This is a genomic window from Mogibacterium diversum, from assembly GCF_002998925.1.
Classification (GTDB): Bacteria; Bacillota; Clostridia; order Peptostreptococcales; family Anaerovoracaceae; genus Mogibacterium; species Mogibacterium diversum.
In genome coordinates this window covers 520901-534288 of the sequence record NZ_CP027228.1, presented here as the reverse complement: position 1 = coordinate 534288, position 13388 = coordinate 520901, and the positions used below count along the sequence as shown (strand labels likewise).

At 39.3% G+C, this 13388-nt stretch carries 12 protein-coding genes and 1 pseudogene; all 13 read right to left on the bottom strand.

Features of this window, described 5'->3' with window-relative positions; translation table 11 throughout:
* Positions 1-105 precede the first annotated feature (105 nt).
* A complete protein-coding gene (obgE, locus tag C5Q96_RS02485) occupies positions 106-1389 on the bottom strand; it encodes a GTPase ObgE (protein ID WP_106056864.1) in 1284 nt (427 codons plus the stop codon).
* A 52-nt stretch (positions 1390-1441) separates the two neighbouring features.
* A complete protein-coding gene (gene rpmA / locus C5Q96_RS02480) occupies positions 1442-1702 on the bottom strand; it encodes a 50S ribosomal protein L27 (RefSeq protein WP_106056863.1) in 261 nt (86 codons plus the stop codon).
* Between the two features lie 211 nt (positions 1703-1913).
* Positions 1914-2219, bottom strand: a pseudogene (gene rplU / locus C5Q96_RS08755) (50S ribosomal protein L21); the annotation flags it as partial.
* Positions 2220-2351: 132 nt separating this feature from the next.
* Positions 2352-3428, bottom strand: a complete 1077-nt coding sequence (gene recA / locus C5Q96_RS02470; RefSeq protein ID WP_106056861.1) for a recombinase RecA — start codon at positions 3426-3428, stop codon at positions 2352-2354.
* 240 nt (positions 3429-3668) lie between these two features.
* The gene (locus C5Q96_RS02465; RefSeq protein ID WP_106056860.1) at positions 3669-4919 is read right to left on the bottom strand and encodes a competence/damage-inducible protein A; all 1251 of its coding nucleotides are present in this window, start codon (positions 4917-4919) and stop codon (positions 3669-3671) included.
* Between the two features lie 132 nt (positions 4920-5051).
* Positions 5052-5582 (bottom strand): CDP-diacylglycerol--glycerol-3-phosphate 3-phosphatidyltransferase, encoded by a 531-nt coding sequence (gene pgsA, locus C5Q96_RS02460; protein ID WP_106056859.1) that lies wholly within the window; start codon positions 5580-5582, stop codon positions 5052-5054.
* A complete protein-coding gene (rimO, locus tag C5Q96_RS02455) occupies positions 5583-6908 on the bottom strand; it encodes a 30S ribosomal protein S12 methylthiotransferase RimO (protein ID WP_106056858.1) in 1326 nt (441 codons plus the stop codon). It abuts the gene before it with no gap.
* Complete coding sequence (locus C5Q96_RS02450) at positions 6908-10060, bottom strand: FtsK/SpoIIIE family DNA translocase (protein WP_106056857.1); 3153 nt, start codon at positions 10058-10060, stop codon at positions 6908-6910. The genes rimO and C5Q96_RS02450 overlap by 1 nt, the downstream gene beginning before the upstream one ends.
* A gap of 113 nt (positions 10061-10173) precedes the next feature.
* A complete protein-coding gene (gene rpmF / locus C5Q96_RS02445; RefSeq protein ID WP_094234218.1) occupies positions 10174-10356 on the bottom strand; it encodes a 50S ribosomal protein L32 in 183 nt (60 codons plus the stop codon).
* Positions 10357-10460: 104 nt separating this feature from the next.
* Entirely contained in the window at positions 10461-11669 is a 1209-nt protein-coding gene (locus C5Q96_RS02440) for a tRNA(Met) cytidine acetate ligase (protein WP_106056856.1), read from the bottom strand.
* A gap of 7 nt (positions 11670-11676) precedes the next feature.
* Entirely contained in the window at positions 11677-12267 is a 591-nt protein-coding gene (locus tag C5Q96_RS02435) for a hypothetical protein (RefSeq protein ID WP_106056855.1), read from the bottom strand.
* Positions 12268-12284: 17 nt separating this feature from the next.
* Positions 12285-12773 carry a pantetheine-phosphate adenylyltransferase gene (gene coaD, locus C5Q96_RS02430; protein ID WP_106056854.1) on the bottom strand — a complete coding sequence of 163 codons (489 nt, stop codon included), beginning with the start codon at positions 12771-12773 and terminating at the stop codon, positions 12285-12287.
* Positions 12774-12828: 55 nt separating this feature from the next.
* A complete protein-coding gene (gene rsmD, locus C5Q96_RS02425; protein ID WP_106056853.1) occupies positions 12829-13365 on the bottom strand; it encodes a 16S rRNA (guanine(966)-N(2))-methyltransferase RsmD in 537 nt (178 codons plus the stop codon).
* Positions 13366-13388 lie beyond the last annotated feature (23 nt).

Genomic DNA, 13388 nt, shown 5'->3' with positions numbered 1-13388 from the left:
ATGTATCCACCTATTTTGCTTATAATATCTTAAGTACATCATGTAGTGTCTAGATATAATTTTAGCCACATGAAAGATTTAGAAGCTTGAAAGAAAATTAATTACCTAGTCATCGTAATATTCAAACTCATAGTCTTCTATTCTAACCGTATCTCCCTCTTTCAAACCAATCTTCTTTAGCATTTTAATGCCGCCTCTATCCACAATAAATTTATACAAATATCGCATTGAACCTGTATCCGTAAAATTAGTAGATCTAAAGATTTTAGAAAGCTGCTTACCTTCGAGAACAAAAGCGCCGTCATACGCTCTATAGGCCTTAAGTTTCTTGAAGTCTTCATCGAGCTCATCCTTCTCAAAATCAAAGTATTCAACTTCTTCCGCTTCTGGTTCAACATAATTATCTAGCTCATTGATTGTAGCATTAAGAAGTTCTTGTATACCTTGTCTAGCCGCAGCAGAAATCTTGAATACTCTTTTGCCTTCATTTTCAACAAATTCAATAAATTCTGTTAGCTTTTCCTCATCGCAAACGGCATCTATCTTGTTTGCAGCTACAAGCATAGGCTTTGCCAGCAGCCTTTCATCGTACTTTCTTAGCTCATCAATTATCTTCTTATAATCATCTATTGGGTCCCTGCCTTCACTGCCAGAAACATCAACTACATGAATAAGAACCTTTGTGCGCTCAATATGCTTTAGGAACTTAATTCCGAGCCCCATACCTTCATGTGCACCTTCTATAATTCCCGCAATATCTGCCATCACAAAGCTTTTGTCATATAGATCAACTACCCCAAGATTGGGATCTATAGTCGTGAAGTGATAATTTGCAACTTTAGGTTTTGCACATGTAGAAACGGAAAGTAACGTTGATTTTCCAACATTAGGGAAACCAACGAGTCCTACATCAGCGATGAGTTTAAGCTCCAGAATTACAGTTCTAACTTTAGGTAATTCACCAGCCTCAGCAAAATTAGGTGCTTGTCTGATGGAATTCTTAAAATGAACGTTACCCTTTCCACCTTTACCACCTTTTGCTGCGACAAGCGTATCCCCGTTATGCGCCATATCCTTCATCAGAAGTCCTGATTCTTTGTCAATAATCATGGTTCCAACAGGAACTCTTATCTCCAAATCCTCCCCGCGCTTACCGTATTTCTTACGACGCATACCGTTTTGACCATTTTCAGCTTCATACTTGCGCTTGTATTTAAAATCCATTAGTGTGCGAAGGTTATTATCGGCAACAAATATAATATTACCTCCATCGCCTCCATCGCCTCCATCTGGACCACCTTCTGGAACGTATGGCTCTCGTCTAAAGGTTACGGCTCCATCTCCACCTTTTCCAGATGTAATAATTATTTCAGCTCTATCTACGAACATTTATTTCTCCAATATATTAAAAATGACCCCTTGAAATAAGGGGTCAATAAGTTTAAGCTTCTTCGCTGTATACGCTGATCTGCTTTCTCTTCTTGTCAAATCTCTCAAACTTAACGTTGCCATCGATCTTTGCAAATAGAGTATCATCTCCACCGATACCAACATTGTTACCAGGGTGGAACTTTGTTCCTCTCTGTCTAACAAGAATGCTTCCAGCACTTACATACTGTCCCGCACCTATCTTAAGTCCCAAGCGTTTGGACTCGGAATCACGACCGTTCTTGGAACTACCTACTCCTTTTTTACTTGACATGACTAGTCACCTCCTATATTGAAATTCTTAATTACTTAGATTCAATTGCTGAAAGAATATCAGCCTTAGTAGCCTTTGAAGGAACCTCAACTCCAAGATTCTTAGCAATCTCTAGAAGCTCTTCCTTCTTCATTGATAGCGAAGCCTTCACTTCAGACTTCTCTGCCTTCTCTGTAGTCTTAGCCTTAGCTGGAGCTGCCTTCTTAGCTGCTGCGCCAATGCCTGTAACCTTAACTAGAGTGTATGGCTGTCTGTGACCATTCTTTCTTCTGTAGTCCTTCTTAGCCTTGTACTTAAAGATAATAACTTTTTCGTTCTTACCCTGCTCGAGTACCTCGGCCTGAACTGCACAACCTTCAACAAATGGTGTACCTACCTGAAGTTTGTCTCCTCCAACAGCTACAACCTCATCAAAGGTAACTGTCTCTCCAACTGCAGCGTTAAGCTTTTCAACCTTAAGTACGTCATTCTCCTGTACTCTATACTGCTTACCGCCTGTTTTAATAATTGCGTACATATTAATTCCTCCTCAAACCAGACTCGCCAGAATTACGGGTGCTACGCTTAAAAACCCATTCTGTGCGGCTAACCGTCTAAATATAACATGTTCCAGGACTTATGTCAAATCCCAGAACATTATAAATCATTATTATTCGATTACTACTCCATCTTCGTCAACTTTAAGCTCTTCTTCATCATTACCGTGAATGGCATCCATGATTTTAGTCTTAAGAGTCTCAAGAATCTCAGGATGAGAAACGAGAAATTCTTTTACATTCTCACGACCTTGCCCTATTCTTTCACCCTCATAGCTATACCACGAACCCGCTTTATCAATGAATTTCATATCTGTAGCAGTATCTAGCACATCACCTGCAATAGAAATACCTTCTCCATACATTATATCGAACTCAGCAATTTTAAATGGAGGTGCTACTTTATTTTTTACAATTTTAACCTTGGTTCTATTACCAATGGTCTCATCACCACGCTTGATAGAATCAGCACGTCTTACGTCAAGTCGCATGCTAGCATAGAATTTGAGTGCTCTGCCACCAGTTGTCGTCTCTGGATTACCAAACATGATTCCGATTTTTTCACGAAGCTGGTTGATAAAAATAACACAAGTATTAGTTTTGTTAACGGTTCCTGCAATCTTTCTGAGGGCTTGTGACATAAGTCTGGCCTGGAGTCCAACGTGAGAGTCTCCCATATCACCCTGAATTTCAGCCTTTGGAACTAGTGCAGCCACAGAGTCTATAACAATAAGATCAATAGCTCCACTTCGTGCTAGCATATCGCAAATCTCTAGCGCTTGTTCTCCAGTATCAGGCTGCGACACTAATAAATCATCTACATCTACACCTAGATTCTTAGCATAAACAGGATCTAGCGCATGTTCAGCGTCGATAAACGCTGCCTTACCGCCAGCCTTCTGAGCCTCTGCGATGCAGTGCAATGTAAGAGTTGTCTTTCCTGATGATTCAGGTCCATAAATCTCAACAATACGGCCACGGGGAACACCACCGATACCGGTCGCAACATCTAGTGATATAGAGCCCGTGGAAATCCCTTCAATGTTGTTATGAAGACCTTCATCTCCAAGCTTCATAACTGCACCTTTGCCAAACGCTTTCTGAATCTCATCTAGAGCATGTTCAAGAGCCTTTTCTTTATCACTAACATTACCGATTAAACTCTTGTCTTTACTTGACTTAACTGCCATAGTCCCTCCTGTATATTTCGAACATCTGTTCGTATTGTATATAATCTTCTTTTGTTTGTCAAGATTATATATTCTTTGCATGATAACGGTCAAATTAAATATCGATATAAATCAATATTAGAACCACTATTTCAGTAAATTTTCACACTATAATACATTTTACCAATATTCATGAGATTACATAAAAATCTAGCATTATCTATTATCGATTTAATATTTAGATCATTTTTTATTAATTACTTAAATTGCGTCATTGATGATATTATAAACAACTAAAAGCATCCTAAGTTTGAAGAAGTTACGATTCCATTTTCTATCGTTTCTCTTGGTGTTAATCTCAATAAAACCGCTCTTGTTACCTAGTTTATTGCCACAGGCATACCCAATGAAAGCATTTCCATTTTCACGTCCTTCATCAGCTTCTGGTCCAGCGTATCCTGTTATGGAGATTGCAATATCGCTATTCGAAGACTTTTGTGCTCCTTTTGCCATTAAAACCGCAACTTCTGAACTAACGACAGAGCATTCTTCTATAATTTTACTATCAACGCCTAAAACTCCAGCTTTCGCAGTCTCGCTATACGTGACAAACCCATGCGAAAAAACATTAGATGCACCTGGTACATCAGTTATACAAGATGCGAACATGCCTCCCGTACATGATTCTGCAGATGATAAAGATAATTTGTTTTCTCTTAGCTTCCTAACAACAACCTCAGCCAGTTCTTCGTCATTATAACTGTATATATACTTCCCAATTAACTTGTCGATCTCACGAATCATGTTCTCCACAGCTAGTTGAGCTTCTGTCATCGTTTCTCGCTGTGAAGCTACACGAAGTGTACACTCACCTTCTTTTGCATACGTTGCTATCGTAGGATCCTTCTGATTATCGATGATTGGAAGAAGCTTCGTCTCTAGGTCAGATTCACCTATTCCGATAGTCCTAATAACCCTATAATACATTTGCTTACTTGAAAATCTTTTTAAATAATCTACTACGCAGTTTTCAAATAACCATTTCATCTCACGTGGTGGACCGGGTAGACAAATTGCACATTTCCCATCCTTCTCAATGCCAAAAGCCGGTGCTGTTCCAGCTTCATTATGAAATACTTCCGCGCCTACAGGGATATATGCTTGCTTGCGATTATTTTCAGCCATAATTCGATTTCTATCATCAAAATAAGACTTTACTTCCCTATAGCATCTTTCATCAAAATACAGATCTACACCCATAGCCTCTGCAACTATTTCCTTGGTAAGATCATCCTGAGTTGGTCCTAGTCCACCTGTCAGTATAATCATATCACTTTCAACAAAGGTAGAAATAATTAACGCTTTTAACCTTCCAGAGTTATCGCCAACTACATGGTGATACATGACATTAAACCCCATCAAGTTCAATTGATTTGAAATATATGTCGCATTTGTATTTACAGTCTGACCAAAAAGTAATTCAGTTCCAACCGCTATTATCGAGACGTTCATCTTGATTACCCCTTATTACCCCTCTAAGCAATTACTCGGCGTACCTGAGCACCCCGAGTAAGTTTAATATATTAAATATATGTTTTGATACTAATACTAATGACATTTTGCATTATATTTGAAATGCAAAATTTACATTGAGAATACATCTTTATTTTTGATTATATACTCGCATCCCGAATAAATTGTTGCTGCCAAAGAGGCCCAGAAAAGCGCCATACCTATTGTCATCAGCACATATACTGAATCAAACGTGAGCGCAAGAATCAGTGTAGGGACTGCAAGCATCTGAAGGACTGTCTTAATCTTACCGCTCATTCCAGCGGCAACTACTCGACCTTCTGAGGCTGCAACTGTTCTCATTCCACTTACCGCAAACTCTCTAGCCAAAATAACAATAAGCGACCATGCCGGAATCGTTCCTTCACCTATTAAAAGACAAAGCGCTGAGTATACCAGTATTTTATCCGCTAGCGGATCCATTATCTTCCCGAAGTTAGTAACAAGGCCTCTTGCTCGAGCAATCTTCCCGTCCAATAAATCAGTAAACGAAGCAGCAATAAATATAATGAATGCTATCATGTAATACTGCAACATAAATGCAGCGACAAAAAATGGAACAGCAATCATTCTGCCAACTGTAAGTTTGTTAGGTAAATTCATCTAAACCTCCTCACCTATGAGATCATATTCATAAGCCTCTGTAATCTTAACCTTTACAATATCCCCTGACATATGAGCAAGCTTACTAGTGAAAGTAACCTCATTATCAATCTCTTGTGCATCATACCTTGTTCTACCTATGTATTCACCATCAGATTGAACCTCATCGACCATAACCTCGAAAATCTTTCCAATTTTATTTCGATTGAGTTCCTCACTTATACCAACCTGTAGTTCCATTATAGTATTTCTGCGATTTTCTTTTACTTCTTCTTGTAGCTTTCCATCGAGTCTATGAGATAGAGTGCCCTCTTCATCAGAAAATGCAAATACACCTAATCTATCGATCTTAGCCTCTTTTACAAATTCTACAAGTTCATCAAAATCTTCTTCGCTCTCTCCCGGAAATCCTACAAGCAAAGTGGTTCTAATATGTACCCCTGGGATATTATCGCGCAATTTTTTGAATGTATCCCTGATGGAATCTCCTGTTGAATTTCTCCTCATCCGGCTAAGCACGTTATCTGAAATATGTTGGATTGGTATATCTAAGTAATTACATATTTTTTCATTTGCAGCAATGGTATCGATGAGCTCATCAGTAATCCCATCATCGTAAACGTACATGATTCTAATCCAATTGATACCATCTATATTACATAGCTCTTCTAGGAGTTTTGGCAACATAGCTTTGCCATAAAGGTCTTTGCCGTAATAAGATGTATCCTGTGCTATGATTGTCAGTTCTTTAATGCCTTGCTCAGCCATAACTTCCGCTTCTCGAACTACATCCTCAATTTTTTTACTTCGATATGGTCCGCGAATTTTTGGAATGGCGCAAAATGCACATGTATTATTACAGCCTTCAGCAATTTTTAGAACGCCAGAATACGAATTCTTCGGAAGAACCCTTTCTTTATATGGCAGAACTCTACCAACCTTCCCCTTAACACTATCTGCCATCACTTCTTCAGCTGATAGCAATAGTTCAGGAAGTTCGTCGTAGTCATTAACACCTGTAAAAATGTCAACCTCAGGAATCTCTTTTACCAAATCTTCATGATAACGTTCTGAGAGACAGCCTGTTACTACAAGCTTCTTAGTCTCTCCTTTAATAGCTGCCATACTGAATATATGTTCAATTGATTCAATCTTCGCCGATTCAATAAAACCACAAGTATTTACAATCAGAATATCCGCCGATTCTGGAGAATCTGAAAGCGTACACCCTCTACTCATGAGTTCAGCTGCCAAAACCTGCGAATCATAGTCGTTCTTCGCACACCCTAAGGTATCAATATAGAACGTCTTGTTCGTATTTGTCATTAAAAATCTCCGTTACTATTTACCACTTCATCGTCTTTAGGATCCAAATCGTCATTTTGTGCTCCGCTATCAAAGGTCGTCTGATCAGCTGGTCCATAATACTCCTCCTCGGTCATTAACACTTGTCTAGGTCTTGAACCATCAGACGGACCAATTATGCCCATATCTTCTATCTCATCAATGATGCGAGCTGCACGATTATATCCAATTCTAAATCTACGCTGTAACATAGAAACCGATGCTTGCTTTTGCTTTAAAATAAATTCTATTGCATCTTCAGTTAGTTCATCTTCTGCTGACTCCTGTGCAACAGGCTTGTCTGTTACTTCAATGCTCTGAATCACATCTTCTCGGTATTCCGTTTCGCTTTGCGATTTTACGAAGTCAATTACCGCAGCACTCTCCGTCTCTGATATGTATGGACCCTGAATTCTGATAGGCTTATTAGCCTCAACCGGTGAGAAGAGCATATCACCCTTACCGAGAAGTTTTTCAGCTCCAGCAGTATCGATAATTGTACGTGAGTCAAACTGCGATGATACACTAAATGCAATTCTTGAAGGAATATTTGCCTTAATCAGACCAGTTACAACATCAACAGATGGTCTCTGAGTAGCTACTATTAGATGCATACCAGCGGCTCTTGCCTTCTGTGCTAGTCTACATATAGCTTCTTCAACCTGAGATGACGCCGCCATCATGAGGTCTGCAAGTTCATCTATGACGATAACAATCTGAGGCATAACCTTTTCTGCATCTCCAGAGTTAGAAACAGAATGATTATATGATGTGAGATCCTTAGCTCCAATCTCAGCAAATTTGTTATATCGTTGTTGCATCTCGTTTACTGCCCAGTTAAGCGCAGCAGCTGCTTTCTTGGGATCTGTAACAACAGGTATTAACATGTGTGGTATTCCATTATAGCTCCCTAGTTCAACCACCTTAGGGTCGATAAGTACAAGTTTAACTTCATCTGGCGAAGCTTTGTAAAGGAAACTTGTAATTATGGTGTTTATACACACACTCTTACCAGAACCAGTTGCACCTGCTATAAGCATGTGAGGCATGCTGTGAAGATCTGCAATGACATTCCTTCCCGAAACATCTTTTCCCACGACGAAGCTTATCTTAGACTTTGCATGCTTAAACTCATTAGATTCGATTAGCTCTCTAATAAGTACAGGTGCTGCTTTTTCATTTTCGACTTCTATTCCAACAGCTGCCTTACCCGGGATTGGAGCCTCTATTCTAATGCTCTTTGCCCTCATATTAAGAGCAATATCATCAGCAAGCCCTGTAATCTTACTAACTTTAACGCCTGTAGCCGGTTGAACTTCATATCTCGTAACAGACGCACCTTGTGTAACATTTAGGACCTTCGCTTCTACATTAAAATCATTCAAGGTCTGTTCTAACAATCGAGCTCGTTCTTCAAGTTGATTGCCACTCATCATATTGTTATTAGGCTTAGGCCTATTTAGTAAATCTACCGAAGGGAATACATATTTGCTTTCCTTCTTTGCTTGACCTTCTTCCACCTGCTTTACAATTTCGTCATGGTCAGCCTTAGTCGGTCTAGTATCTTCTTTTTGATTATATACGGCATCTTCTGTAGATTTTCCAGGTACAAGATTTCCAGCAGCTGTTGCCGCACCTATTCCTGCACTTGTACCAAGACCTGATTTCAATGCGGATTCCTGTGCCTTTAATCCATCAAATTCAGGTGTCCCTGGGCCGCGATAAGTTGCAATTCTAGACCTTGAAGTTTTTCCTGCATTTGAATCATCAAGCCCTAATCCCGACTTAGGAGAAATGCTTCTATCATCACTTATTCCATCATATCCACAAAGACCTGTCGATCCTGAAGATGATGATTCTATAGCACCATCGAGCCCATAGCCAGCTTGCCCTCGTGATGATAAATCATCTCCAGTACCAAGGCCACGACCAATATCGCTTGCATCCTTCCCTCTATACCCCTCATAGACTACACTTTCATCTCCACCAAAGTCAGATCCATTATCGAGCATATCCGCTAGTTCTCTCCTAGTATCCTCATCTGGAAATCCTGCGGCAGTTTTCTTTCCACAGGCTTCGCTATTCTGCGAAACACCTATGTTTGAGCTCTCTTTTGTAGGTTGTATTCTAGAATCTCCGGTATCATTCGCCTGAGCTCTTTCCTTCCTTGAATTAAGGTGTTTGGCAAGCATTCTACCAAATAAACCTGATGTTGGTTCTTCTTCCAATTCGTCAGTATAGACATGACTCGTATTTCCAGAAAGGCTATAATCAGTTACGGCTGAAGAGGCTGCAGAAGTAACGCTCACGCCTACTTGCTCGTCCTCTCCAAACTTCATTTGTTTATTGTTATCAGTTCTATCCGAAGTAACCCCTACATCATCAGCCTTATTCACTCCAAAACTTGATGACGGTCCAATGCTCCCTCCTGAACGTTCAAATTCTCTAATTAGACGTTTCTCTTCTCGAGCTTCTCTAAATGCGTGTATTTGCTTAGAAATAGGGGTATTAGCAACTAAGAGCACAGATATAAAAATCAAAGCTAAGCCAAGAATGATCAATCCTGGTTTTCCGATAAGCTTAACAAGAACATTTGCTAACTCCATCCCGACAGCTCCGGCATTATACCCTTTTACGCCATCTCGATAAAAAATCAATATATCACCAAATCCGAATTTGATGTTATTAGAGTCTACAAATCTGTATCCATTAAGTGCACACATCATAAAATATATGAGCGTAGTTAATGATGCTGTCCTAGCATTTAAATGCTGTAACTTCTGAAGGAATAAGCAAATTGCAACCAATATCAAAAAATATGGAAGCACATAAGACATCCCGCCGAATAGACCTCGTAAAATGTTATGTATTCCGTGACCGAAACTTCCAGTACTATCACTCTTCATCGTAAATATCAAAAAAACACCTATTGCAAATATGGCAATTCCCCATATCTCATCAATAAGCTTTCTATGTGAATTCCTTTTTTCCTGCATCTCACGAATCTGCTTCTGTTCAGCATTCTCCGCATTACTGCTGCTTCTCTTATTATTAGAAGTAGATGCAGATTTTTTTGACTTATTCTTACTTCCGGGCGGTCTGCCTGGACCACGTTTTTTCTTATCCTCTGCCATAATTCCCCAATTCGTGTTTATACATTATATATTCTTTAATTATACTATTTGTAAAGTATATTTGCAAAAAAAGAAAAAGACCCGAGATATCTCGGATCATGGGCTTGTCTTAACTATTCAGCGTTATTTACGACGTCTTTTCCATCATAAAATCCGCATGTTGGGCAAACTCTGTGTGGAAGCTTTGGCTCATGACACTGAGGACAAGTTGAAAGTCCTGGAGCGCCCATCTTCATGTTAGCAGCCTTTCTGCTAGCAGTCTTTGCTTTCGATGTTTTCCTCTTTGGTACTGCCATTGTCGACACCTCCTTACAAATGTGATTATCTCAAATATTGAAATTACGTTTCACGCATTACAAGTCAATATTATATACGTAACATCTATCTATGTCAATGAAATTTAAAGCATTATCGGACTTTTTACGCGATCCGATTCTTTGTACATATCATTCATTGCTACAATATTGTAAGTATCCGCAGCCTTAATGTCAAGAAGCAATTGATTCTTAGCAAATATTGGTAGATTCTGAGCTTCCCTGTTGATATTTGTCAATATGGGCAGCATATTTAACTCTTCGTTCTTTGCCATTCTAACAAGCTTTCTCCCCATCTCATTAGCAGCAAGTAGCCTAAGGTATCCTGGATCCATTCCATCAAACTCGGTGCGTTTAATCCTTAGTACAATCTGCATCAAAAGCCTTGAAATGCGGGTATATGTATATCTCTTGCTCTTTGCCGCCATAATAAGTTCATCTGCCGACTTACATTTGTTAATTGCATCCAGAAGCTTTCCTCCTATACCTTCTCCACCCTGTGGAAACTCGTCAATTTCATCAGGCGAAAGATTTAAAAGGGCATATCTCACTAGGTTAAATAGATTATCATCTATTCTGTCTCTAATGACAGCAGATTTATTTTTCATGTACTTCACTGAATCTTCAGGCATAAAATCAGATACATCAATATTATTTCGAATGGCTTTTCTAATTCCAGATGCACTTTGAAATTTCATACGAGCATCAAAGACTGCTGAATACCCAGATGACTCGCGTTTTACAGTGTGAAGATCAATATTTGAGTTTTTAAGGACTGCATTTGCTTTGATATACTCAAGTGCAAGTGTATCATTTGGTCTACTTAAAATTTCATTAGAACTATCACCAAATAGCTCCTCGTACGCAATTAAACGCGCCTTTGGATAACTGTGTCCCTCTTTTGACAGTTCATTAATCCTCTCGCCTATCCTTATGTCATTCAGATTAGAGGCAGTCTCTGTCAATTTTTCTAGATTACCCGATTCACTACCAAATGATATAACATCTATAAAACCAGTTGCAGAGAGAAGTTTAATTGCCGTAGACGCATAAACAGACGCATTGCCGAGACATGCATAAACAGGTATCTCAAACACTGCGTCTATTCCATTCTTAATTGCGGACTCTGCTCTAACCCACTTGTTAGCCACAGCAAGCTCACCACGTTGCATATAATCTCCGCTTAAAGCGACTATTACTGCATCAGCACCAGTTTCTTGCTTTGCCTTATTGATATGATACAAATGTCCATTATGAAGAGGATTGTATTCAGCAACAATTCCCAAAACTTTCATCGGGTAATTATTGCTCCTCTTCTTCTACTTCGGGAGCTGTCTGCTGTCCTTCGCTATATGATGCTCCGCCCTGAATGCGTTCAGCAAGCGCTTTCATTTCCTGACGGTTTCCATTTACTCTTCCATTCATCTCGCCTAGCATGTCAGTGAAGTAATCATTCATTGGCTGAATGTACTCTGTAGCAACCTTCGCAATATCATTCTGCATGTCGAAAAGAAGCTTATCTACATACTCATAAGAACGAAGCTTAATATATCTGCTATGATTTTCAGCCTCAGAGATAAGAGCATCTGCCCTCTTTTCAGCTTCCTTCTTGATAATATCATTCTCAACAAGATATTCAGCCTGCTTTTTTGCTGCGATGATTACCTTATCGTACTCACCTCTTGCTTCGTTAAGAATTCTGTCCTGCTCGTCCTTAACCCACTTTGCCTGCTGAATGTCCTTAGGCATACTGAGTCTGATATCATCAACAATACTCCTAATTTCATCGCTATCTACAATTGCCTTCTCCGAAAAAGGAACCTTAGATGCATTAGCCAGAATTTCCTCGAGATCGTCAAGTAGTGTCATAACTCTAATTGATGCGTCGCTCATAACGATTTCCTCCTAGTTTATTGATTATCAACTTTTGTTTTAATCATTTCGTTTGCATAGTCTGGTAGCAACCCATCTACATCGCCACCATAAGATACCACTTCTTTGATGAGAGATGAACTAATGAACGAATACCGAGGGTCTGTCATCAAGAAAACAGTCTCTGTCCCACCCGTGTATAAGCGAGCATTCATCTGCGCCATCTGAATTTCATATTCAAAATCAGTAGTTGCTCTAAGCCCCCTAACAACCGCTTCGAAATCGTGCTTGTTAACATACTCTGCGAGCAGTCCATCGAATACATCGATTTCGATATTAGGTATGTGTTCCGTCACCTTGGAAATTATCCTCTTGCGTTCATCCAAAGTAAAGAGTGGAGTCTTAGAACTGTTAACGGCTATGCCGACAGTCAAACTATCGAACATATTAGCTGCGCGTTCAATTATATCCAAATGACCATTGGTTATCGGATCAAAAGAACCCGCATAAATTGCAGTTCTCTTCATATTTATCACCATCTCTCAACGTATTTTAACAAACAGATATTGTATTTGCAAGGCTTTAAGCTCTTTCAAAGAAGTCTACACCTATAGTTCCATACCTTTTATGCTTAGTTCTAGAGAAGCCAAGTATATTGTCAGATAATTCATTATCGTTTAAATGCTCGGCTACGATCACTCCACCATCTGCCAAAAGCCCATATTCCTCAACGAGTTCAAAGACTTCACCATAATACCCTTCACGGTAAGGAGGGTCTACAAATATTATATCAAACTCTCTATTTGCAAGTGTAAGAGCCTTTCTAAAATCATTATTATATATTGAAGAAATTTCTTCAGCCTTACAATTTGTAATATTATTTTTTAGAATCTTATAGTTTTTTCTATCACCTTCGTTAAAAACGCAGAACTCAGCCCATCTTGATAGAGCTTCGAGTCCTAATGATCCCGAGCCTGCAAACAAATCAAGCACAGTCGCTCCTTCTACCCTACCTATAAGCATGCTGAAGACCGCTTCTCTAACTTTCTCTGTAGTGGGTCTAGCGCTCTCAGGAATCTCCAATTTTCTGTATTTGAACCTGCCGGAATTAATCCTCATTGATATCTCCTTTGCTATTTCCT

Bases quoted from the DNA above. Each gene is read 5' to 3' on its own strand.
- C5Q96_RS02465 (WP_106056860.1), bottom strand. From the start codon at position 4,919: ATGAACGTCTCGATAATAGCGGTTGGAACTGAATTACTTTTTGGTCAG.
- C5Q96_RS02435 (WP_106056855.1), bottom strand. From the start codon at position 12,267: ATGAGCGACGCATCAATTAGAGTTATGACACTACTTGACGATCTCGAG.
- C5Q96_RS02450 (WP_106056857.1), bottom strand. From the start codon at position 10,060: ATGGCAGAGGATAAGAAAAAACGTGGTCCAGGCAGACCGCCCGGAAGT.
- obgE (WP_106056864.1), bottom strand. From the start codon at position 1,389: ATGTTCGTAGATAGAGCTGAAATAATTATTACATCTGGAAAAGGTGGA.
- rpmF (WP_094234218.1), bottom strand. From the start codon at position 10,356: ATGGCAGTACCAAAGAGGAAAACATCGAAAGCAAAGACTGCTAGCAGA.
- coaD (WP_106056854.1), bottom strand. From the start codon at position 12,773: ATGAAGAGAACTGCAATTTATGCGGGTTCTTTTGATCCGATAACCAAT.
- pgsA (WP_106056859.1), bottom strand. From the start codon at position 5,582: ATGAATTTACCTAACAAACTTACAGTTGGCAGAATGATTGCTGTTCCA.
- rimO (WP_106056858.1), bottom strand. From the start codon at position 6,908: ATGACAAATACGAACAAGACGTTCTATATTGATACCTTAGGGTGTGCG.
- recA (WP_106056861.1), bottom strand. From the start codon at position 3,428: ATGGCAGTTAAGTCAAGTAAAGACAAGAGTTTAATCGGTAATGTTAGT.
- C5Q96_RS02440 (WP_106056856.1), bottom strand. From the start codon at position 11,669: ATGAAAGTTTTGGGAATTGTTGCTGAATACAATCCTCTTCATAATGGA.
- rsmD (WP_106056853.1), bottom strand. From the start codon at position 13,365: ATGAGGATTAATTCCGGCAGGTTCAAATACAGAAAATTGGAGATTCCT.
- rpmA (WP_106056863.1), bottom strand. From the start codon at position 1,702: ATGTCAAGTAAAAAAGGAGTAGGTAGTTCCAAGAACGGTCGTGATTCC.